At 66.7% G+C, this 20,318-nt stretch carries 21 protein-coding genes and 1 tRNA gene; 9 read left to right on the forward strand and 13 right to left on the reverse strand.

The annotated features are described in order from the left end of the window. Positions 1 to 4: 4 nt before the first annotated feature. Both rnpA and rpmH read right to left on the reverse strand, forming a co-directional pair. A complete protein-coding gene (gene rnpA, locus PIB44_RS14185) occupies positions 5 to 445 on the reverse strand; it encodes a ribonuclease P protein component (protein ID WP_025976620.1) in 441 nt (146 codons plus the stop codon). A 34-nt stretch (positions 446 to 479) separates the two neighbouring features. Continuing rightward, positions 480 to 614 (reverse strand): 50S ribosomal protein L34, encoded by a 135-nt coding sequence (gene rpmH / locus PIB44_RS14190; protein ID WP_024354913.1) that lies wholly within the window; start codon positions 612 to 614, stop codon positions 480 to 482. A gap of 167 nt (positions 615 to 781) precedes the next feature. On the opposite strand from rpmH, the gene PIB44_RS14195 reads away from it, so the two are divergent. The 3 genes from PIB44_RS14195 (at position 782) to PIB44_RS14205 (ending at position 3,627) form a co-directional block, all read left to right on the forward strand. Beyond that, positions 782 to 1,522 carry a TVP38/TMEM64 family protein gene (locus PIB44_RS14195; RefSeq protein ID WP_278069854.1) on the forward strand — a complete coding sequence of 247 codons (741 nt, stop codon included), beginning with the start codon at positions 782 to 784 and terminating at the stop codon, positions 1,520 to 1,522. Beyond that, a complete protein-coding gene (locus PIB44_RS14200; protein ID WP_278069855.1) occupies positions 1,519 to 2,979 on the forward strand; it encodes a sensor histidine kinase in 1,461 nt (486 codons plus the stop codon). The genes PIB44_RS14195 and PIB44_RS14200 overlap by 4 nt, the downstream gene beginning before the upstream one ends. 96 nt (positions 2,980 to 3,075) lie before the next feature. After that, complete coding sequence (locus PIB44_RS14205) at positions 3,076 to 3,627, forward strand: cell wall hydrolase (protein WP_278069856.1); 552 nt, start codon at positions 3,076 to 3,078, stop codon at positions 3,625 to 3,627. A 74-nt stretch (positions 3,628 to 3,701) separates the two neighbouring features. On the opposite strand, the gene PIB44_RS14210 is transcribed toward PIB44_RS14205, so the two are convergent. The 3 genes from PIB44_RS14210 to PIB44_RS14220 all read right to left on the reverse strand — a co-directional run bounded on the left by PIB44_RS14210 (position 3,702) and on the right by PIB44_RS14220 (position 7,053). Continuing rightward, positions 3,702 to 4,745 carry a ribonucleotide-diphosphate reductase subunit beta gene (locus tag PIB44_RS14210; protein ID WP_025976624.1) on the reverse strand — a complete coding sequence of 348 codons (1,044 nt, stop codon included), beginning with the start codon at positions 4,743 to 4,745 and terminating at the stop codon, positions 3,702 to 3,704. A 169-nt stretch (positions 4,746 to 4,914) separates the two neighbouring features. After that, positions 4,915 to 6,234, reverse strand: a complete 1,320-nt coding sequence (locus tag PIB44_RS14215; RefSeq protein WP_278069857.1) for an acetyl-CoA hydrolase/transferase family protein — start codon at positions 6,232 to 6,234, stop codon at positions 4,915 to 4,917. Between the two features lie 81 nt (positions 6,235 to 6,315). Continuing rightward, positions 6,316 to 7,053 carry a phosphatase PAP2 family protein gene (locus PIB44_RS14220; RefSeq protein ID WP_025976626.1) on the reverse strand — a complete coding sequence of 246 codons (738 nt, stop codon included), beginning with the start codon at positions 7,051 to 7,053 and terminating at the stop codon, positions 6,316 to 6,318. Positions 7,054 to 7,309: 256 nt separating this feature from the next. Here PIB44_RS14220 and PIB44_RS14225 point away from each other — a divergent pair, with 256 nt between their 5' ends. Then, the gene (locus tag PIB44_RS14225) at positions 7,310 to 9,193 is read left to right on the forward strand and encodes a ribonucleoside-diphosphate reductase subunit alpha (RefSeq protein ID WP_376787749.1); all 1,884 of its coding nucleotides are present in this window, start codon (positions 7,310 to 7,312) and stop codon (positions 9,191 to 9,193) included. A 161-nt stretch (positions 9,194 to 9,354) separates the two neighbouring features. After that, entirely contained in the window at positions 9,355 to 10,218 is an 864-nt protein-coding gene (locus PIB44_RS14230) for a lipid A-modifier LpxR family protein (protein ID WP_278069858.1), read from the forward strand. A gap of 13 nt (positions 10,219 to 10,231) precedes the next feature. Here the strand turns inward: PIB44_RS14230 and PIB44_RS14235 are convergent, their stop codons facing one another. Then, entirely contained in the window at positions 10,232 to 11,959 is a 1,728-nt protein-coding gene (locus PIB44_RS14235; protein ID WP_278069859.1) for a gamma-glutamyltransferase family protein, read from the reverse strand. A gap of 193 nt (positions 11,960 to 12,152) precedes the next feature. Between PIB44_RS14235 and PIB44_RS14240 the strand changes: the two genes are divergently transcribed. From PIB44_RS14240 to PIB44_RS14255, 4 genes are all read left to right on the forward strand, one after another. Next, positions 12,153 to 12,229: transfer RNA gene (locus tag PIB44_RS14240), tRNA-Arg, on the forward strand. Positions 12,230 to 12,593: 364 nt separating this feature from the next. Continuing rightward, a complete protein-coding gene (locus PIB44_RS14245; RefSeq protein WP_278069860.1) occupies positions 12,594 to 13,484 on the forward strand; it encodes a hypothetical protein in 891 nt (296 codons plus the stop codon). Next, a complete protein-coding gene (locus tag PIB44_RS14250) occupies positions 13,481 to 13,801 on the forward strand; it encodes an STAS-like domain-containing protein (RefSeq protein WP_278069861.1) in 321 nt (106 codons plus the stop codon). Before PIB44_RS14245 ends, PIB44_RS14250 begins: the two co-directional genes overlap by 4 nt. Positions 13,802 to 13,982: 181 nt before the next feature. Continuing rightward, entirely contained in the window at positions 13,983 to 14,435 is a 453-nt protein-coding gene (locus tag PIB44_RS14255) for a hypothetical protein (protein WP_278069862.1), read from the forward strand. On the opposite strand, the gene PIB44_RS14260 is transcribed toward PIB44_RS14255, so the two are convergent. The 7 genes from PIB44_RS14260 to PIB44_RS14290 all read right to left on the reverse strand — a co-directional run bounded on the left by PIB44_RS14260 (position 14,419) and on the right by PIB44_RS14290 (position 20,306). Continuing rightward, positions 14,419 to 15,537 (reverse strand): tyrosine-type recombinase/integrase, encoded by a 1,119-nt coding sequence (locus PIB44_RS14260; RefSeq protein ID WP_278069863.1) that lies wholly within the window; start codon positions 15,535 to 15,537, stop codon positions 14,419 to 14,421. The genes PIB44_RS14255 and PIB44_RS14260 overlap by 17 nt on opposite strands. Next, a complete protein-coding gene (locus tag PIB44_RS14265) occupies positions 15,486 to 15,893 on the reverse strand; it encodes a hypothetical protein (protein ID WP_278069864.1) in 408 nt (135 codons plus the stop codon). The genes PIB44_RS14260 and PIB44_RS14265 overlap by 52 nt, the downstream gene beginning before the upstream one ends. A 241-nt stretch (positions 15,894 to 16,134) precedes the next feature. Continuing rightward, positions 16,135 to 16,863, reverse strand: a complete 729-nt coding sequence (locus tag PIB44_RS14270; protein ID WP_278069865.1) for a hypothetical protein — start codon at positions 16,861 to 16,863, stop codon at positions 16,135 to 16,137. Next, positions 16,863 to 17,534 (reverse strand): hypothetical protein, encoded by a 672-nt coding sequence (locus PIB44_RS14275; RefSeq protein WP_278069866.1) that lies wholly within the window; start codon positions 17,532 to 17,534, stop codon positions 16,863 to 16,865. Before PIB44_RS14275 ends, PIB44_RS14270 begins: the two co-directional genes overlap by 1 nt. Beyond that, positions 17,531 to 18,130: a hypothetical protein gene (locus PIB44_RS14280; RefSeq protein WP_278069867.1), complete on the reverse strand. Its 600-nt coding sequence runs from the start codon at positions 18,128 to 18,130 to the stop codon at positions 17,531 to 17,533. The genes PIB44_RS14275 and PIB44_RS14280 overlap by 4 nt, the downstream gene beginning before the upstream one ends. After that, on the reverse strand, positions 18,127 to 18,540 hold the full coding sequence (locus PIB44_RS14285; protein WP_278069868.1) for a hypothetical protein: 414 nt from the start codon (positions 18,538 to 18,540) through the stop codon (positions 18,127 to 18,129). Before PIB44_RS14285 ends, PIB44_RS14280 begins: the two co-directional genes overlap by 4 nt. Next, positions 18,540 to 20,306: a ParB/RepB/Spo0J family partition protein gene (locus tag PIB44_RS14290; protein WP_278069869.1), complete on the reverse strand. Its 1,767-nt coding sequence runs from the start codon at positions 20,304 to 20,306 to the stop codon at positions 18,540 to 18,542. Before PIB44_RS14290 ends, PIB44_RS14285 begins: the two co-directional genes overlap by 1 nt. Positions 20,307 to 20,318: the final 12 nt, after the last annotated feature.

Raw genomic sequence — 20,318 nt, forward strand, 5'->3', positions numbered from 1 at the left:
GAAATCAGCGGTCCTGGTCGGCGGGGCGCGGGCTGGTGGCGGCGCGGGTCGGTGTCGAGGCGGTCGAAACGGCCCGGTCTCCCATATCGGAAGCCGCGCGCGGGGTTGCGAGCCTTGTAAGGGCCGATTTCACATCGTCAAGCAAGCGGTCCCAGTCGCGGTCCGCCGTCCCCATGCGGGCGATGAACACATAGTCGCATCCCGCTCGCCCGTGCAGCGGCGTCAGCAGGCGCGCGGCCTCGCGCAGACGGCGCTTGGCGCGGTTGCGCACGACGGCGCCGCCGATCTTGCGGGTGGCGGTGAATCCAAGGCGCACCGAAGGGTCCCCGTCGGCGCGGTCCAGCTGCTGGACCACCACGGCGCCGCGGGCCTGGGAAACGCCTTTGGCGGCCGCCAGAAACTGGGGCCGCCTCAACAGGCGATCGATTTTCATCAGATCGGTCATGCGCCCCGCCCTGAAGGGAAATGGGCGCGTGACGTCAGGCCGTCAGGCGCTTGCGGCCCTTGGCGCGGCGACGCGCGACAATCTTTTGGCCGTTCGCGGTGGCCATCCGCGAACGGAAGCCGTGACGGCGCTTGCGCACGAGTCGCGACGGCTGATAGGTCCGCTTCACGGTCGGCTCCGGGTTACTGGGGTTGGCGACAGACACAAGCGTCAGCCGCGAGAGAGGCGGGCGTATAAGCGGCGACAGGACGGGAGTCAACGCCACAGCCGCTTTTCCGTGCGCTCGACAGACGCGCACGACGGCTGGAAATCCGCTAGGGATGCAGAAGAAAGAGGATGGAGCGCGGTTTGGACCGGGTCAAAAGATTTCTGCCCCTGGCCGTGCTGCTGGCCGCCGCCGCCCTGATCTTCGGCATGGGCTGGAATCGCTATCTGTCGCTGGACACGCTGCGCGAGCATGGCGCAACGCTGGAGGCCCTGGTCGCCGGACATTATCTGCTGGCCCTGGGCGTCCTGATGCTGATCTTCGCCGTGCTGACGGCCAGCGTGGTGCCGGGCGTGGTCTTCATCACTGTGACGGCGGGCTATCTGTTCGGGCCATGGGTCGGGGGCGTGGCCACCGCCTTCGCCGCCACCGTCGGCGCCCTAGCCGTCTATTATGTCGGGCGCACCGCTCTGGGCGATTCCCTGCGCCGCCGCGCCGCCGCCGATACGGGCCTGCTCAACAAGGTCTGCGCGGGGGTGGACAAGGACACCTTCTGGTATGTGCTGATCGCCCGTCTGGTCGTCACCGTGCCGTTTCACATGATCAATGTGGCGGCGGGCGTGATGGCGGCCCCCTTGCGCCCCTACGTCATCGCCACCTTCGTCGGCCTGCTGCCCGCCCACATCATCTATTGCTGGATCGGCGACAGCCTGCATGAGGTGCTGATCACCAATCCTAACCCCGACATCCGCAGCCTGTTCGCCGAGTTCTTCTGGCCCCTGATGGGCGTGGCCTTCCTGTCGATGCTGCTGCCCCTGCTGCTCAGGCTGGGCCAAACGCTGCGCGGCCGCCGCCGCACGGAGGCGTCATGACGGTGGGCGAGATGCAGTCCCATGCGCCCGAGGTCACGCCGGTGACGGAACGGCCCGAGCCGCGCCGCCGGTTCGCCCTGCCGTCGCCGGACGGCCTGTCGGTGCGGCTGCTGGTGCTGACGGTCGTCTTCACCCTGTCGGTCGTCGGCCTGATCATCGTGCCCAGCGCCGCCTCCTTCCAGGAGCGGTGGCTGATGGATCGGCTGCAGGCGGCGGAACTGGCCTCGGTCGGGGTCGAGGCCCTGCCCTATTCGGCCGTCGAGGACACGACGGCGGAGCAGCTGCTCAGTATCGGCGGAGTGCAGTCGGTCGTGGTCGGCGAACAGGGCGTGCGCCGCCTGCTGCTGCAGGCCCCCAACCTGCCGCGCGCGCCCGAGCTGATTGACCTGCGCCAGCGCAATATCGGGGCGCGGCTGCTGGACCCGTGGAAGACCCTGTTCGGCCACCCCGACCGCTCGCTGCGGGTGCAGGCGGCGCCGCGCTATCGCTCGGGCGACCTGATCGAGATCCTGGCCCCGGCCCAGCCGCTGAAGAAGGAGCTGGCGACCTTCCTGCGCAACAACCTAGCCGTGGCCCTGCTGATCGCGGCGGTGGCGGGCGGTCTGCTGTACGCCGCCCTGTCCTATCTGGTGCTGCAGCCGCTGGGCCGCGTCACGCGCTCGATCGAACGCTTCGCCGCCGATCCCGAAAGCCCGGCCGAACCGCCGTCCAGCCGTCGCGACGAGATCGGCCGGGTCGAGCGCGAACTGGCCCGGATGCAGGAGGAGGTGCGCCAATCGCTGCGCTCGCGCGCCCGCCTGGCGGCGCTGGGCGAGGCGGTGGCCAAGATCAATCACGACCTGCGCAACATGCTGACCTCGGCCCAGATGGCGTCTGAGCGGCTGTCGACCTCGTCCGACCCGCTGGTGGCGATCGCCCTGCCACGGCTGGAGCGGGCGCTGGGGCGCGCTTCGACCCTGGCGCGCAACGTCCTGGCCTATGGCAAGACCGAAGAGCCCGCGCCCCAGCGTCAGAAGATGTTGCTGGCCCGCGCCGTGGCCGCCGCCGCCGAGGACGCCGGGCTGGAGCCGGACGGAGTGAAACTGGTGCGCGACCTGCCCGCCCGCTTCACCGTCAACGCCGACCCCGACCAACTTCACCGCATCCTGGTCAATCTGATGCGCAACGCCCGTCAGGCCATCGAGGCGAATCCAGAGAGCGGGGGCAAGGGCGCCATCACTGTGAGCGCCGCGACCGAAGGGGCTGAGGCCGCCATCCTCATCGCCGATAACGGACCCGGCATCCCGCCGCGCTTGGCCGAGCGCCTGTTCGAGCCCTTCGTCAGCGGCAGCAAGGCGGACGGCACGGGGCTGGGACTGACCATTTCGCGTGAACTGGCGGCGAACCACGGCGGCTCGCTGACGCTGGTCGACACCGGGCCGTGGGGCGCGCGGTTCGAACTGCGCCTGCCGATGTGACCGGCAGCCAAACCGGCCCGTGAAGCGTTGTTCCCCTGAAGCCTCGGAAACGCCAAGCTTGCAGCGTTCCGTCGCCGCGTCCGAAGGAGATTTTCGATGATTCGCTTTTCCGCCCCGCGAAGCGCCGCGCCGGTTCTGTCCCAGACCTTGGCCTTGACCCTGGGGCTGGCGGCCCTGGCCGCGCCCGCCGGCGCCCAGACCACGACGCCCCGCGCCGACCTGCCTCAAGCCCAAAGCTCAGCTCAAGCCCAGAGCTCGGCTCAAGCCCAGTCGCGCGACCCCGTCGCCGAAATGCTGACCAAGGGCGAGCGCTACCGCCGCGCGCCTGATTCCAAGCAGGACCCAGACGAACTGCGTCAGACCCAGGCCCTGAACGCCGAAATCGTCGCCCAAAACGACCTGGCCGAGAATGAAGACCGCGCCAATCAGGCCGCACAGGCCGAGGCCCAGCGGCGCTGGCAGGCCGAGCTTAGTCAGACGGAGGCCGACGCCCGCGCCGCCCGTGAACGCCACGAGGCCGATCTGCGCGCCGCCGGGGAAGCCCAGGCCCGCTATGACCGAGAGATGGCCGACTGGCGCGCCACCGTCGCCGCCTGCGAACGCGGCGACCGCGCCCGCTGCAACGCCGGGCGTCAGGGGCCGAACTAGGCCTTCCGCAACAAAAAAGGCGCCGCCGACCGTGCGTCAGCGGCGCCCTTTTTACTTAGCCACCGCGGGCTGGATCAGGCCTCAGCGCTGTGCGTGCGGCGCTTCATCATATTGTCGAAGCTGTCCCAGACGCCGTCGGCGCCGTGCCACGACCCTTGCGTCGCCGCCTTGGAGTATTCGGTGGCGCGCGCCTCGAAGAAGTTGGCGTGCTCCACGCCGCTGAGCAGCGACTGCAGCCACGGTAGCGGGTTCTCGGTCACGCCGTAAACCTCGGGCAGGTTCAGCTGGCGCAGGCGCCAGTCGGCGATGAAGCGGATGTAGGCCTTGATGTCGTCGGGCGTCATGCCGTTCACCGGGCCCATTTCGAAGGCCAGGTCGATGAACTTGTCCTCCATCTGGATCACCGTCTTGCAGCAGTCGACGATGTCGTCGGCCACGGCTTTGGTGACGGCGCCCGTCTCCTTGTTGAAGGCGTGGTACAGCTTGATGATGCCTTCGCAGTGCAGGCTCTCGTCGCGCACCGACCAGGACACGATCTGACCCATGCCCTTCATCTTGGACTGGCGCGGGAAGTTCATCAGCATGGCGAAGCTGGCGAACAGCTGCAGCCCTTCCGAGAAGCCCCCGAACATGGCCAGGGTCCGGCAGATGTCGGCGTCGCTGTCGACCCCGAACTGGCCCATGTAGTCGTGTTTGTCCTTCATGGCCTCGTATTCCATGAAGGCGCCGAACTCGCTGTCCGGCATGCCGATGGTCTCGAGCAGAAGGGCGTAGGCCGCGATATGGATGGTCTCCATATTGGCGAAGGCGGCCAGCATCATCTTCACTTCGGTCGGTTTGAACACCCGGCCGTAGCGCTCCATGTAGTTGTCCTGCACCTCGATGTCCGCCTGGGTGAAGAAGCGGAAAATCTGGGTCAGCAGGTTGCGCTCGCCGTCGTTCAGATTGGCGGCCCAGTCCTTGACGTCCTCGCCCATCGGGACTTCCTCGGGCATCCAGTGGACCTGCTGCTGCTTCTTCCACATGTCGAAGGCCCACGGATAGCGGAAGGGCTTATAGGCGGCCGAAGGGGTCAGCAGGCCGGGCATGTCGGGACGAATGATAGCGGGGGCGTTCATCGAAAAAGACCTGTCGCGAATCCAGGAGAGGGCGCCCGCACCATGCGTCCCCCGGCGCGTCCGAACAAGGGAAGATGCGCACATCTAGCGATCAATTTTCGCACGACCGCTAGATGTGGTGTTTGGATGACAGGAAACTGGGGAGGAAGATGGGGACGGTTTGTTAAACCTAGAGCAGGCCCATCGCCCTGGCCTCGCGCTCCAGCCCTTCGCGGAACTCCGGCGCGGCCAGGCCGATCAGGGCGCGGGCGCGGGCGTGGTCGGTCAGCCCCTTCAGATTGACGGCCCCATGCTCGGTGACGACGTAGTGGATGTCGTTGCGGGGCGTCGTCGCCGGACCGTCCAGCCGCGCCACGATGCGCGAGGCGGTCCCCTTCGCCGCCGTCGAATGGCAGGCGATGATCGACTTGCCGCCCTTTGACGCCGTCGCGCCGCGCACGAAGTCCAGTTGGCCGCCCGCCGCCGTATACTGCCGCCCGTTCAGATATTCCGAGCAGCAGGCGCCGAACAGGTCGATCTGAAGGGTGGCGTTGACCGACACCATCCGATCGTTGCGGGCGATGACGGCCGGGTCGTTCACATAGTCGACCGGATAGGCTTCGACAGCCGGGTTCTCGTGCAGGAACTCATAGGTCGAACGGTCGCCCATGGAGAAGGTGAACACCGTCTTGCCCGGATGCAGGGTCTTGCGCGCATTGGTGACGACGCCCGCCTTCATCAGCTCGACCAGACCGGGCGTCAGCATCTCGGTGTGGACGCCCAGGTCGCGATGGTCGTGCAGGGCCGCGCACACGGCGTCCGGCAGGGCGCCGATGCCCATCTGCAGCGTCGCCCCGTCCTCGACCAGCCCCGCGATCAGGGCGCCGATGGCGCGATCCTGCGGCTGCTGCGGCGCCTTGCCCGCCTCCAGCAGGGGCGCGGCATGTTCGACCAGGGCCGCGACCTGAGAAATGTGGACGCGGCAGTCGCCGAACACGCGCGGCATGTACGGATTGACCTCCAGGATCACCCGCTGCGCGCTCTGCGACACGGCCAAGGCGTAGTCGGTGTTGGTCCCGAAACTGAAATACCCTTCGGCGTCCATCGGCGAGACGGTCGCCAGCAGGGTGTCGACGCCGATCTCCTGCGTCAGCACCCGGGGCGCCTGCTGAAAGCCGGTCGGCACGAACCAGACGGCGCGGCGGCCCTCCTCGCGCCCGCGCGCCTCCAGCTTCCGTTCGATGGCGCCGTGGAACAGGCTGTGCGGGCGGATGCGGTCGGTGAGTTCGTAGCGCATCACCGTCTCGCCCGCGATGGCGGTGGACAGCAGGTAGTAGAGGTTGATGTCGCCGACCTGCCGCGCCTCGGCCCGCTCGGCCAGGGCCTTCAGCAGGGCCGGCGGCTGGCCGACGCCCAGGGCGATGGCCACCTTGGCGCCCGACGGGATCAGGGCGGCCGCCGCCTCGGGCGTCGTCAGCCGTTCGGCGTAGTGGGCGGCGAAATCGGTCATGGGCAACTCCTGAAACGTCGTCCGTCTTTATCCGTCAGCTGCGCGCCGTCGCGGCGCTAGACCTTGGTCTAAGGGCGGCGATCAGGGCGCGTCCTGAAGCGGCGCGTCGTGCAGGCGCTGGCGGCGCTCGGCGGCATAGGCGACCAGCCACAGCGCCATCGACCAGGCGGCGCCCACGCTCCAGCCCGCAAACACGTCCGAGGCCCAGTGCGCGCCCAGATAGATGCGCGTCAGCCCGATCAGAAGGGCGATCACCACCGCACAGCCCAGCACATAGGCCTTCAGCCGCCGGCGCGGAAAGGCCCGCGTCAGCATGACGCCCAGCGTCAGATAGAAGACCGTCGACAGCAGGGCGTGACCGGAGGGGAAGCTGGCGTTCAGCGTATCGACCGCCTGATAGATCTGCGGCGGCCGCTCGCGCTCGAACAGCGCTTTCAGCCCCTCGCTCAGGGCCACCCCGCCCGCCAGGCCGACCACCAGCATCAGCGCCGACAGCCGCTTTTTCATGATCAGCAGGAAGCCGATAGCGATGATCGCGAACAGCGTCAGAACCGATATGCCGCCCAATGACGTCAGGTCCGCCGCCGCCTCGTGCAGCCACCACGGCCCCCAGGGGCGGCCGGGATCGTCGGCGAAGGGCCGGACCGCCGCCAGCACCGCCTGATCGAAGGCCTGGCCGTCCGCTTCGCGCATGTCGTCGGCCACCTCGATGAAGGTCAGCACCCCCAGGGCGACGACCAGCATGGCGGCCACAGCGGCGATTTCAGTGCGCGCGACACGCAGGGCGCGGGTCAAAAAGGCGGTGGGATGCGGAGCCATGGGGCGCTAACGGTCAAGCTGAGGGGACGTTCCACCGGCCTTACGGCAGATAGAAACAGTCACTCCGACTCCCAGGAGTCACCACCTGGGCCCCAAAGCCCGCCCGTCGGCCATTCCCGCCATAGCAAGTGAAAAATCCGACTCTGGCGCCAAAATATCATTTGAACCGGCGCGAGCCTTAACACTACATTTAGGGACAGCAAGGTGTTATCCACACAACATCTGGCGTTATCCACACAGGTACCGGGGACTGATGATGGCAGGCGGCGAAGCGTTGCAGACAACGGAATTCTCTCAGGTTTCCCCGGCTCCGATCGAGCTGAAGCCGGACCTGAAGGTGGTGGGCGGCCTGAAGCTGGACCGCTCGCGCGACGCCCTGCTGACGGATTTCGGCAAGAAGACGCTGGAAGACCGCTACCTGCTGGCGGGCGAGAGCTATCAGGACATGTTCGCCCGCGTCGCCACGGCCTACGCCGACGACGCCGAGCACGCCCAGCGGGTCTATGACTATATGTCCAAGCTGTGGTTCATGCCGGCCACGCCCGTCCTGTCGAACGGCGGCGCTGATCGCGGCCTGCCGATCTCCTGCTTCCTGAACGCGGTCAACGACAGCCTCGACGGCATCCAGAACGTCTGGAACGAGAACGTCTCCCTGGCCTCCAACGGCGGCGGCATCGGCACCTATTGGGGCGGCGTCCGCTCCATCGGCGAGAAGGTCAAGGGCGCGGGCCAGACCTCGGGCATCATCCCCTTCATCCGCGTGATGGATTCGCTGACCCTGGCGATTTCGCAAGGGTCCCTGCGTCGCGGCTCGGCCGCCGTCTATCTGGACGTGCACCACCCGGAGATCGAAGAGTTCCTCGAGATCCGTAAACCCTCGGGCGACTTCAACCGGCGCTCGCTGAACCTGCACCACGGCATCAACATCACCGACGCCTTCATGGAAGCGGTGCGCGACGGCAAGAGCTTCGACCTGGTCTCGCCCAAGACCGGCGAAGTGCGCAAAACCGTCGACGCCCGCAACCTGTGGACCAAGATCCTCGAGATCCGCATGCAGACGGGCGAGCCCTATCTGATCTTCTCGGACACGGTGAACCGGCAGATGCCGCAGCACCAGAAGGACCTGGGCCTGTCGGTCAAACAGTCCAACCTGTGCTCGGAAATCATGCTGCACACGGGCCTGGACCATAAGGGCGTCGAGCGCACCGCCGTCTGCTGCCTGTCGTCGGTCAACGCTGAGACCTTCCTGGAGTGGCGCGAGGAGCCCCGCTTCATCGAGGACATCATGCGCTTCCTCGACAATGTGCTCGAGGACTTCATCACCCGCGCCCCGTCGTCGATGGCCGCCGCCGTCTATTCGGCCCAGCGCGAGCGTTCGGTGGGCCTGGGCCTGATGGGCTTCCACTCCTTCCTGCAGGCGCAGGGCGTGGCCTTTGAATCGGCCATGGCCAAGAGCTGGAACATGCGCCTGTTCAAGCACCTGCGCCGCGAGGCCGACAAGGCCAGCGTCAAGCTGGCCGAGGAGAAGGGCCCCTGCCCCGACGCCGCCGATCGCGGCGTCATGGAGCGCTTCTCGCACAAGCTGGCCATCGCCCCGACCGCCTCGATCTCGATCATCTGCGGCGGGACCTCGGCGGGCATCGAGCCGATCCCGGCCAACATCTACACCCACAAGACCCTGTCGGGCTCCTTCGCGGTCAAGAACCCCTATCTGCAGAAGCTGCTGGGCGAGAAGGGCATCGACACCGAGGCCGTCTGGTCGTCGATCCTTGAGCACGAAGGCTCGGTCCAGCACCTGGACGCCCTCAACGACGAAGAAAAGGCCGTCTTCAAGACCGCCTTCGAACTGGACCAGCGCTGGGTCATCGAACTGGCCGCCGACCGCACCGGCGACATCTGCCAGGCGCAGTCGCTGAACCTGTTCATCCCCGGCGACGTCAACAAGTGGGACCTGCACATGCTGCACTGGTCGGCGTGGGAGCGGGGCCTGAAGTCGCTCTATTATCTGCGCTCCAAGTCGGTGCAGCGCGCTGCCTTCGCCGGCGCTGAAGACAAGGTCGAAGCCGAGATCGATCCGAACCAGCCGGACCTCTTCTCCGTCACCCGCATCGACTACGACGAGTGTCTGGCCTGCCAGTAAGGCAAGCCTTAGCCCTCATCGCCATCGCCTTTCAGCCGCCCGGGGGAACCCTCTCCGGGCGGCTTCGTTCGTTTGACTAGGATTAAGGCGCAAAAGAGTCCGTTGCGGTTCCCCGGCGTTCGTGCACAGTGGAACCGTTAACGGGTCGGGAGGGACCGTTGATGCGGCGCATGACATGGGCAGGACTGACGATCGGGGCGGCGACAGTCGTCTCCATGCCCGTTTCCGCCCTGCCGCAGATGGAAGCCGACGGCCCCATCGTCGCGCGCGGCGGCGAGGCGGTCCGGTTCGAGGACGCCGCCGCCCTGGCCGACAGCCGCCTGCCCTTCTCGGCTGAGCCTGAGGCGGCCTTCGGCGCCCCGGTCCAGATCAACACCGCCTCTCGTTTCAGCGCTGACGCCGGCCAACTGCGGCAAGAGGCCTGGTTCGCGGGCGACGGCTTCACCGACCGTCTGCGGATCACGACCACCGGCGAGCTGCGCCACGCCGACGGCTCGCCCGCGCCGCCCCGCGCCCTGGACCCCGTCGCCTTCTCGGGCGAGAGCTATGACGTCACCTACACGCGCGGCTGGACCGCGGCCAGCGGCCGCACCGCCTCGGGGCTGGAAGTGTCCCTGACGCCGCACGCGGGCTTCGGCGTCGGCAGCGACGGCCCGTCGGCCGAGGCCGGGGCCACCCTGCGCATCGGCGAAAACCTGGACCGTCTGGCGCCCAACGGCGACGAAGCGTTCGGCGACCGCCCGCGCTGGTATCTCTACGCCGCAGGCTCCAAGCGGGCGGTCGGCTACAACTTCGCCCGCACGCGCGACGGCGAATTCGCCGGTTCAGGCGTGACCCAGGACGCCGGCACCTATCTCGGCGACGCCTCGATCGGCGTGGCCTATCGCCGGGGCGCCATCCAGAGCTCCTTCGGCGTGGTCTACCGCGAAATCGAAGCCAAGGGCCTGCGCGGCTATCAGGGCATCAACACCGACGTGTCGGAAGGCCTGGTGGCCTTCCAACTGACGATCCGCCCGCCGCGCTAGGCTCCTCCTCCTCCTACTGCGTCCGCGCCACGCCCTCGCGGCGGCTGTCGGCCGCTCCGTCCCAGCGGCCGTCCCGCCACAACCCGCCATGCAGACCCGAGGTCTCGGTCGTGTTGGGCCTCAACTCCACGCCGCGCGCCGCCATCCCTTCGCGCACCGCCTCTGGGAAGCCCTCGGTGTCGGCGCCGAAACCGTCGCCCTTGGCCACCAGGTTCGGCAGGTCGAACGCCTGCCGCAGCGGCAGGCCCCAGGCCAGGGCGCCGATCAGCGCCTTGGCGTTATAGGCCAGGATCGACGAACCGCCCGGCGAGCCCAGCAGGCCTACCAGCCGCCCCTCGCGATCCAGGATCAGGGCCGGCGACATTGACGAGCGCGGCCGCTTGTTCGCCGCCACGGCGTTGGCCGCAGGCGTGCCGTCCGACGCCGTCGGAACCATCGAGAAATCGGTCAGCTGATTGTTCAGGAAGAAGCCGCCCGCCATCCGGCCCGAGCCGAACAGGCTCTCGACCGTGGTGGTCATGCTGACGGCGTTGCCTTGCGCGTCCACCACGACCAGGTGCGACGTCCCCGCCGGTTCGCGCGTGGCGTCCGCGCCGACGTTCGGCGCCCCCGCCGGCACGCCGTAGGGCGCCGCGCCCCGCAAGGCCGGCGCCAGCGCCGCCCGCTCCGCCACATAGGCCGGGTCCAGCAGACCCGCCACCGGCACGCTGACGAAGGCCGGATCGCCGAAATAGCGGTCGCGGTCCGCGTACATCAGCCGCTGCAGCTGGCCGAAGGCGGCCCAGGCCTCGGGGCTGTCAGGGCCCTTGTCGATATCCGGCGTCCGCTCAGCCATCGCCAGCAACTCCAGGATGGAGGCCCCGCTGGACGGCGGCGGCGGCACGCAGATGGTGTAGATCTTATAGGGACCGCACACGGCCTCGCGCACCAGAGGGCGATAGCCGGCGACGTCGGCCGTGGTCAGGGCGCCGGGACGCGGTCCCGCCTGCACCGCCGCCACAATGGCCTCGGCGAGCGGCCCCTGTTGCAAGGCCGCGGGGCCGTCCCGGGCGATCCGGCGGACCGTCTCGGCATAGGCGGGATTGCGCAGGACATCACCCGCCTGATAGCGCGTCCCGTCCGGCCTGGTGAAATACTCGCTCGCCCAGCGGGTCTTGGCCTGAGGCGCGTCGCTGTTGATCATGCCCGCCAGCCGCTCGCTGACGACAAAGCCGTCCTGCGCCAGTTTCTCGGCGTCGCCGAACAACTCGGACCAGGCCAGGGCGCCGTGCTGCTTCTGCGCCAGGGCCAGCATGGGCACCACGCCCGGCGCCCCGGTCGAGCGCCCGCTCAACACCGCATCGACAAAGGCCAGCGGCTGGCCGTTCTCATAGAAGAGTTCAGGCGTGGCGGCCGCCGGCGCCGTCTCGCGCCCGTCATAGACGGTCACGGCCCCGCTCTGCCCATCATAGAACATCATGAAGGCGCCGCCGCCCAGGCCCGACGACTGCGGCTCGGCCAGACCCAGCACCGCCTGCACGGCCACGGCCGCATCCACGGCCGACCCGCCGCGCGCCAGCACCTTCATCCCCGCCTCGACCGCCAGGGGATTGGCCGCCGACACGAACGGCCCGCGCGCGATGGTCTGGCTTCCCTGCGCCTGCGCCTGCGCTCCCGGCGCGACGCCAGCATCCAGCGCAGAGGTGGCGCACCCGCCCAGCAACAGGGTCGCAGCCGCTGTCCCGGCGATCAACGCCGACATTCTACGGGCAGGACGGAAGGTGAAAAATGGCAAGGCGCGCACGCAATTTCTCCAGCACGTTGCAGGGCGCCTTATGCCTAGGCCCCACGCCCCCTCAGGCCAACCCTGCATTTTCTCAAGTTTTTCTTAGAAAACCGACTTGCCAGCCCGGAAGCGACCCGCTAGATACCCGGCCCTGCCCGCAAGGCGGTGCGCACCCGTAGCTCAGCTGGATAGAGCACCAGACTACGAATCTGGGGGTCAGGAGTTCGAATCTCTTCGGGTGCGCCACTTGCTTTTCAACTACTTAGGGCAGGGTCGAGGTTGCGACGCGCGAGCGTGTTACAGTCGCGTTACATGCGCTGTTACAAGGCCCCGTAGCCTAACGTTGCCATATTAAAGATGACGCGAATCCGCTAGCTAGCGTCACATGCGTCGTCTTTCTCGCAAGCAATACCTAGCCCAGAAGCGGCTCCAAATCAGGCGAGAACGGCGCCGAGTTCGGCGGCTGTCGAGCGTCCGGCGGTCTAACGCCGAATTCGTCGGACTCATCCGGTCGTATCAAGCTGCGCTACCGCCTGGCGCACCACGGCGCAACCGTGTGCCCCTAATCGTGCCTCCCGTACTTTCCCTGAGAGAAAACTATGCGGAGACCGTGAGGTTTATTAACGAAATCCGCCTCCATGCACTTAGGGAATACCGCCCAGTTGATTTGTTTTTCGGAGCCGTAGAGCGGCTCGAGCCGGCAGCCCTCACGGTGCTTACAGCAGAGATTCACCGATGCCGAAACCTGCGAGGGAAAAGCTCGGTCTCCGGTTACTACCCCTCCGACCCGGAGATATTCAGGCAGCTCAGCGACATCGGCTTCTTCCGCCTTCTTTCAATCACCGACAAGGCCCCCCCTCGACCCGATGAGGAAGTTGAGCCGACCAAGTTCGTGCTTCCGTTTGTAACTAACGCGGTTGTCACGGCTGAACGCTCCGCCGCCTTTATCGACGTTCTGGTCGGCCTAGTGGGCGGCGTCGTGACCATGGACGCCACGAGCCAGCGGTATCTCCAAGGCGCGATCGTTGAGGCGATGAAGAACGCAGCGGAACACGCTTATAAACACCGCCCGGCGCTCCAAGCGCTCGGCCATAGATGGTGGTTGACCGGCGCTTTTGATCAGGAAGCGAGAGAGGTCTCTATTCTCCTCTTCGATCAAGGGGTCGGGATACCCGCCACTCTTGAGCCCGATTTATTGGATATTATTCAATCGCTCATTGCCGCGGAGGGCATCAAAGCCAGAGACAGCCTCATGATTGAGGTGGCTACCCGGCCTGACAAAACGTCAACCGGGCAATCAGGGCGTGGCCAAGGCTTCAAGACGATGCGGAAATTCATCGATTTTTGCGACGATGGCGATCTTATTGTTTACAGCAACTTTGGTCACTATCTATATGCGCGGGCCGGATCGGCTCGCGGCGATGAAACGTTGTCGCTCGGTGGAACATTGATACAATGGCGCTTCAGACATTCGGAATCTGTGACGGTGAGCGGGCTGTGAGACACCCTGTTTCTGTTGCTCGAGATTTTTCGAAGACTCCTGGTCCCCGTTATATCCGCCAAGGCAAATGGAGCGGAGAGAAGTTTCGCGAACTGTTGGTTCAGCGGATCAAGAAATTTGGGGCGGTTGTCGTCGATCTCGATGGGACCCGTGGCTACGGCTCTTCCTTCTTAGATGAGGCCTTCGGCGGCTTAATCCGCGAGGGATATATGACCAAGAATGAGTTTCCGCTGAAGGTCGCCATCGTTTCTGACGAAGATCCCTCCTACAAAATTGAAGCTCTAGAAGCTGTGCAAAAGGCGCAGCTGCGTCACTAGTTTTTAGGCGATAATGAGCTCGTCGTCAGAGGTGGCGCAAAAGCCCTCAACTATCCAAGCGGTTCCACGCCCAAAGGGTGCGGGACAGCAGTTGCAAGGGCACAACTTACCTAACCCTCGAGATAAACCGGCCGTCCAAGCGATGAGCGGGTGCAAGCGCGTCGAAATTAGTGGCGAGGCCATGATGCTCTGCGTCGAAGCGCCACCGCGCTGGATCCCTGCAGTTGATGCGTTGCCTGGCGTCGCCACCGCCTTCCTCGGCTTCTGGGTAGTTCACCATTTCTCAGTTCGGCGCCAGAAGCGTGACGAGCAGTTTAAGTTAGTTCTAGCGACACGAGAGTTATTGGATGTCGTGACCAAGGAAGCTGATGGAGCTTGGTCCAAAAGGTCGGGCCGCCAAGTTGCTGGTCAAAGACTCATCCATAGGGTAGCCTCTATCAGTTCTGCTCTTTCAGTAATCCAGAAAAGAAACAGTAATTTCGACTGCACCGAATATATGGTCGCGTATCGGCGCGCAGTGACAAACAACTTTGAAGCTGGAAGCGTCGCTCTCTCCAGACGGACTGAAATTGCCGCGGCCGCCGACGCGCTTGATCAAGCAATAATGGAACAATACATCAGCATTTACGGATAGACTTAACTACTCCGTCCCTTCTTAATGCTATGATATTGTCCACTTTGGTTTGTGCCGCATCCGCCATCTGCCGGCGGTCGGCTTGGCGGCGGTAGATCTTCGCGGCGCGGTCGGTGGCGTGTTCCAGTTGGGACATGATCTCGGCGTCGGTGGCGCCGGCGAGCGCCAGCTCGACGCCGCGAGCGTGGCGGAGGCCGTGGATCGTAAGGTTGGGGCGAACCCGGTTCGCCTTGGCGAGGTGATCGATGAGGCGGTCGACGGCCTGGTTCAGCTGGCGCGGCTTCCAGGGATCGCCGCGTTGGTTATAGGCGATGGTCAGGGCGCGGTTGGGGGTTGAGGCCAGCAGCGCCGTCAGGCGGCCGTCCTCACGCTTGTCGGCCAGCACCCGGCGCTTTTCCGTGATCCAGTAGAGCCGCTTGTACGCCCTGCCCTGCTCGTCGTGCGCGTCCAGTCGGGCGTTGCGCGGCAGGCTGCAGATCGTCCCGCGCCGGAACCCGCCCCAGCGGCCGAGCGCGACGGCGCGGGCCAAGCCGGGCATCTTGCGGGTCAGGGCCAGATCGATGACCGACTGAACCTCATGATCTTCCCATGTGGGGTGCGCCTCGTCCGTGTCGTGCGGGCGGCGAACTTTCTTCAGGCGGGCGAAGGGGTCTTCCTTGACACGCCCGTCATCAATGGCGGGCTCGAGCGCGTTCTTCAGGACCTGAAGCCGATCGTTGGCGGCCTTGTAGCCGCGCACGGCCCAGGCGTCGCGCATGTCGCGCATCCATGCGGCGGTGATCTCGGCCAGCAGAGTGTCGCCGGCGTCGTCTTCGATCTCGTCTATCAGGCGCTGGTACTCGCGCTGCGTCGAACGCGCGAGGGCAAGGAACTCGGCCGACCTGTTGTATTGCCTGAGCATGGCGCCGACCGTGCCGGCGCGCGGCGCTTTGGCCCGGACCGCCTGCTCGATCCGCCGAAGGATCGCGTCAACCTCGGCGCGCAGCTCCTCGGAGTTGTCAGGCGACAGAAGCGGACCCTCGCGGAAGTCTCCGCGGCGGAAGTAGAGGTCTATGCGCCCGTTCGCGCGCTTGATCCGTTGGACGAAGGGGATTTTCTCCACGTCGATCTTCCCTTGCCGCTCAGACCGAGGGCGCGTTTGCGAGCCCTTTCCACGGCGGCGGATGGGCGGGTGTCAGGTTCGTCGGCCACATCGCCTGCGGCGGCGTCGACTTCGGACGCAGGAGGCTGACTCTCGTGACCGTCACCCTGCAAGGCCTTCGGCAGGCGGGGCGGAAGGCTGGCCGCCCAGGCGTCGATCTCGGGCCGGCTGTAGCGCAGGACGTTGGCGCCGAGATCCAGCGGCGCCACGGGCAGGACCTTGGCCAGGGTCGGCCAGGAGAGGCCGCCCAGGTAGGCGCACAGCTGCTCGCGCGATAGCAGGAGCGGCCAAGCGGGGATGTCGGCGGCTGATCTCACGGCCCGCTCCGCGAGCGCATGCTCCCTGATTGCGGCTGTTGTGCCGGGCGACGGCCACAACGACCGTGCGTCGACCCGGCTGGTTTTTGCCCCTCTTTAAGAGACCGCGTTGCGGTCCCGCGATCGGTCGGAAGCTCCCGTGACGACACAGGAGAAGCGACCTTGGATCTTGAGACAGTCTGGACTGCCGTGGAGTGGGTCAGCGCCGCTTGGCGCGTCATGCAGCTTGCACAGCTCGCCATCAGCCTTGCTCGCTGGCTCTTGCAACGGCTGCGGATGCGGAGAGGGATTTGATGATGCGCGCCTGATAGACCTCCAGCTCCGTGATGGCGTGCTCGACCTCGCATCCGTTTCGTAGCCACGCGATCACATGAGACAGGTCCGGCATGGCTCTGCGCAGCTTCTCAGCCTCAGGCGCGGGGTGGTTGTCTTCATCGAAGACGAGCGCGCCGTCGTCGTTCTCGCGAAACTCGGCCGGGCATCGCTGACAGAGCCAGCCAGCGATTCCGCCGCCGCATTTCTGGCAGGTCGGAGGCTGCGCTTCCTCGCGGAAGGCGAGTTGGGATTTGAGCGCGCGAATGCGCCCAGAGGCTTCGCGGGTCAGGTCGTCCCACAAGCTGCCCTTGACCCACTCTCGACCTTGCTTCTGAGCTTTGGCGGCCATCTCAAGGATCGCGGAGGCTTCCACCGACCTGCCTTCCTCGCGCACAGGGGCGGCGGTGAGAGGTTGGGTCCAGCCTTTGATGGCCTCCGGCAGGCCCTCGGCGTGTTCCTCGGCTGTCCCGGTCCAGATGGCGGGAACAGCCACGCACAGGACGCCAGGCACTCTCGGGGCAATGACGCGGTTAAGGTATGCGCACCACTTGACGGCGGTGGCGTGATCGGGTGCCGGGTAAATGTCGTCCGGCCCGATGACGTGCATCATCCAAAGCGGTTCCGGCACGGACACCATGCGGATAGAGCGGGGCATCAGTAGTCTCCCACCGAAGTGACGACGGCGTCCTCGTCGAGGATGATCCTGGTGCCAGCGGCGTAGTAGGCCCGGATTTTGTCGCCCAGCCCCCAGTTGCGGCCGATGTGCTGGGTGTCCTTGAGGTCGCGCTTGTCGATCCGCGCAGCGCTGATCGTGCCGTCTTTGCTGAGGAGAAGGCTATGGCGGCACTGGTGTTTGTCACGGTCGCTGTGGTGCTGCTCTTCATCCAGATAGAGCCATGTCGAGCCATATTCGTTGTGCTCGACGATGACGGTGATGACCTCCCCGTAGCCGTCACCGCCATGCTGGCCGTCGATCATCTCTTTGGCGATCTCCGACAGCTTGATTTCGGCAGGCGCGATGTTCAGAAGGTCGCGGATGTCCTCGGCCAGACGGGCATCGATCAGGGCCCCAGCGTGGTCTTTGACCTGCTTCTCAATCATGCCGGTGACCAGCAAGCCGTAGGACGGCAGGTTGAGGTCGTTGACCTTAAGGCTGGCCTCGACCGCCTCCTTGATCTCCTTTCCGATGTCGCTGTAGCTGCGAAGGGCGGCGTCCACCGCCTCGACCACCAGTTTCTTGACGCGAGTGGCCACCTGCGCCTTGACGAAATCGGGCGTCATGGTTTCGGCCACTGCCTTGTTGATCAGGTCGATGGTGTCGGTCATGCCGCATCTCCAGTCGTCAGCGGGTCCAAGCCCTTGGCGGCTCGCCAGGCGTCGACCGAGCCGTCGCCGTCGAGGACGACGCGGGCGGCCATGACGGCGGTCTGGACCGCCTCCTTGCGGACATTGGCCGCGGGCTCGTCCAGGACCGCTTTGACCAGCTCGCCGAACTCCTCGGCCATGGCTAAGGTCATGAGCCGGTCGCCTGGGAAGAGGGTGCGGGCGCGCGTCAGCTCGGCCCGCACTTGGTCGAGGAAATTCTCGACGGGATTCGCCTGCAGGGCGACGGCGGCGATCTCGTCCAGATCCTTCTCGCCCTGGAGGACGGCGTCGCCCTGCCAACCCGCCTCTTCCTGCGCCGCGACCCAAGGGGCGGCGAAGAGGCTGATCAGGTCTTTCCGCTGCCAGTCGGCGCGGCCGGTCTTGGCCCAAGTGAGCCCGGCCTGAAGGCGGGCACCGTCGATGCCGTCAGAGAAGCCCATGAGGATATCTTCGAGCGCGAGGAAGCGCTGGAGCTGGGCGACAGGCCCGCCAAAAAGTTGCGAGTTGGCCGCAGGTTCTTGGCGTGCGGCGATTTCGTTGAGGGCGTCCGTCATCATGCGGCCTCCGCGCAGGCGGCTTGGCCGACAGTCGGGCGGTTGCGGCGCAGGGCGGCGCGGAGGGTTTCGAGGCCGGCGTCGTTGAGGAAGGCGAAGCCGAGGAAGCGGTCGCGGTCGTTGCCTTCGTTCATGGTCCAGATTTCGACGCCGCGGGTCGCCTCGGCGCTGCCGGCGATCTCCATGTCCTCGACCTCGTTGAGATCGAGAGGTGCTGAGCCGCGTTCGCGGTGGATGGCGCGGGCCAGGGCGTTGAGGTCGGGGAAGGCCCTGATCTGGGCGCCGGCGTTCAGGCTGGGCAGCAGGGCGTAGCGGATGTCGGCCGACATGGCGGGTCCTTTGCGGAAGCGGATGGGGGCGGCGCGATGGCCGTGGGCGCCCAGCAGGGCGGCGTCGATGAAGGGGCGGGCCATCAGGCGGCGTCCTCGTCTTCGTCGGCCTCGTCAGCCTCCGCCACGTCCGCCTCGTCAGCCGCTTCGTCGTCGGCCTGCGGTTCTGGGTTCTCGACAGCGGGGGTGGCGAAGCCGGCCGCCGTGTTGGCGGCGACGACGATCATCTGGTTGATGGCGAGTTCCTGATCAGACGGAGCATCGGGGCCGTAGTACTTGCGGTCCTTCACGGTTGCGCCGTTGGCGGCGACGATCTGGCCGTTGGGGAGCATGCGCCACGGGAAGGGGCGGTCGACGTCGGCGGCGATCGCAGCGACCTCGCTCGGATCGCCCGCGACGGGCGCAGCATGGGCCGCCTGCAGCAGCCGGATGTGACGGGCGCGGGCCTCGGCCCAGATGCGGGTCCGCTGGGCGCGCTCGTCGTCCTGGCGTTGGCGCTCCCTGGCGTTCGCCTCCTCGCGAAGGCGGGCCGCCTCGGCGATCTCCTGCCCCTCGGCGCTGAGCTCGCCGAGGTCGGCCAGCCAGGGGGTGAAGTAGGCCGCAGGCTCGCCGTCGACTGGGTCGGCGGGCGTATGGCCGGCGCGGAGCTGTTCGTCACGCAGGGCCTGATCGCGGGCGGCGGCATCGCCGGTTGCGACATCAAGGGGCGAGTCGAACACGGGGTAGGGCCAGGTGTGGCCGCGGCCGATCTCGTTCCAGCCTGCGTTCTTGCCGTATTGCGCCCGCCCGTCGTGGCGAAGCGCGCCGAGAGCGACCAGCTGCTGCAGGTCTTCGGACTGCAGGGCGGTCTCGTTGACGCGGATGGACGCCCACATGCCGCCTCCCCGCGCGAAGGTGGCGTGCTGAACCTCGGCCAGGGCCAGACGCGCCGTCGGCCTGAGCACGATCGCGGCGGGCTGGTCGGACTTCTTGGCCAGTTTCTGGCGGGCGTCGCGCACGGACAGGCGGCGCGGATCATCCGTGGCCAGGGTCATGCGCTGCTGGTCGGCCTCGTCCAACTGGAGGAAGCGGCGGTGTTGCTGGACATGCTCGGGCGTGCAGGAGACGCGGTCGGCGATCTCCTTGTTGGAGAGGCCCGCGTCGGCCAGGGCCTCGAAGGCCTGTGCCTTCTCCAGCGGGTTGAGGTTGCGACGCTGGAGGTTCTCGGCCAGGGCTGCGAGCCGGTGGCCGAGGTCGTCGGTTTCCAGAAGTCGGCAGGGAATGGGGGTATCGACCTCCCAATCGCCGTCGGTGATGGCTTCGCCGATGGCGCGCCAGCGGCGTTCGCCGCCGACGAGGGTGTAGAGGGGGGCGTAATCGCCCTGCCCGTCCGCGATGCGCACGCCGCCGATGTCAGCTTCCGGGCCGCGCACGACGAGGTTCTGCAGCAGGCCGTTCTGGAGGATGTCCTGGCGCAGGGTGTCCAGTTCATCGCGCGCCTCGTCGCTGTCCCAGTCGCGGCGGGCGTTGGCGGGGTCGGGCAGGATCTGGGCGTGGGTCAGGAAAAGGACGCCGCCGATCCGGTCGGCGGACGCGCCGGGGTCTGCGCCCTGCCCGGCCGCACCGCCCTCGGCCCGGTCGATCATGGCCAGCTGGGCGAGCCCGTCGCTGGTCAGGCCGTGCGCGAGCGGGTTGAAGGCGGCCAGTCCTTCCGCCTCCAGCTTGTCCAGCGTCTTGGCGAGGTTTGACCGGTCGCGGCTCAGGTGGTTGGCGAGGGCCGGGACGTTATCCCAGCCGCCGTCGGGGCGGTCGCGCAGGGCGCGCAGAACGGCGGCGTTCTGGACGGCCAGAAGATTGAGAGCGGTGCTCATGATCAGCGTTTC

This window comes from Brevundimonas sanguinis (assembly GCF_029636725.1).
In the GTDB taxonomy this organism is placed as follows: domain Bacteria; phylum Pseudomonadota; class Alphaproteobacteria; order Caulobacterales; family Caulobacteraceae; genus Brevundimonas; species Brevundimonas sanguinis.

Coding starts and splice junctions, on each gene's coding strand:
- PIB44_RS14235 (WP_278069859.1), bottom strand. CDS start 11,959: ATGTCGGCGTTGATCGCCGGGACAGCGGCTGCGACCCTGTTGCTGGGC.
- PIB44_RS14225 (WP_376787749.1), top strand. CDS start 7,310: ATGGCAGGCGGCGAAGCGTTGCAGACAACGGAATTCTCTCAGGTTTCC.
- PIB44_RS14255 (WP_278069862.1), top strand. CDS start 13,983: ATGATGCTCTGCGTCGAAGCGCCACCGCGCTGGATCCCTGCAGTTGAT.
- PIB44_RS14280 (WP_278069867.1), bottom strand. CDS start 18,130: ATGATGACGGACGCCCTCAACGAAATCGCCGCACGCCAAGAACCTGCG.
- PIB44_RS14230 (WP_278069858.1), top strand. CDS start 9,355: ATGCGGCGCATGACATGGGCAGGACTGACGATCGGGGCGGCGACAGTC.
- PIB44_RS14290 (WP_278069869.1), bottom strand. CDS start 20,306: ATGAGCACCGCTCTCAATCTTCTGGCCGTCCAGAACGCCGCCGTTCTG.
- PIB44_RS14200 (WP_278069855.1), top strand. CDS start 1,519: ATGACGGTGGGCGAGATGCAGTCCCATGCGCCCGAGGTCACGCCGGTG.
- PIB44_RS14270 (WP_278069865.1), bottom strand. CDS start 16,863: ATGCCCCGCTCTATCCGCATGGTGTCCGTGCCGGAACCGCTTTGGATG.
- PIB44_RS14285 (WP_278069868.1), bottom strand. CDS start 18,540: ATGGCCCGCCCCTTCATCGACGCCGCCCTGCTGGGCGCCCACGGCCAT.
- PIB44_RS14220 (WP_025976626.1), bottom strand. CDS start 7,053: ATGGCTCCGCATCCCACCGCCTTTTTGACCCGCGCCCTGCGTGTCGCG.
- PIB44_RS14205 (WP_278069856.1), top strand. CDS start 3,076: ATGATTCGCTTTTCCGCCCCGCGAAGCGCCGCGCCGGTTCTGTCCCAG.
- rnpA (WP_025976620.1), bottom strand. CDS start 445: ATGACCGATCTGATGAAAATCGATCGCCTGTTGAGGCGGCCCCAGTTT.
- PIB44_RS14195 (WP_278069854.1), top strand. CDS start 782: ATGGAGCGCGGTTTGGACCGGGTCAAAAGATTTCTGCCCCTGGCCGTG.
- PIB44_RS14215 (WP_278069857.1), bottom strand. CDS start 6,234: ATGACCGATTTCGCCGCCCACTACGCCGAACGGCTGACGACGCCCGAG.
- PIB44_RS14275 (WP_278069866.1), bottom strand. CDS start 17,534: ATGACCGACACCATCGACCTGATCAACAAGGCAGTGGCCGAAACCATG.
- PIB44_RS14210 (WP_025976624.1), bottom strand. CDS start 4,745: ATGAACGCCCCCGCTATCATTCGTCCCGACATGCCCGGCCTGCTGACC.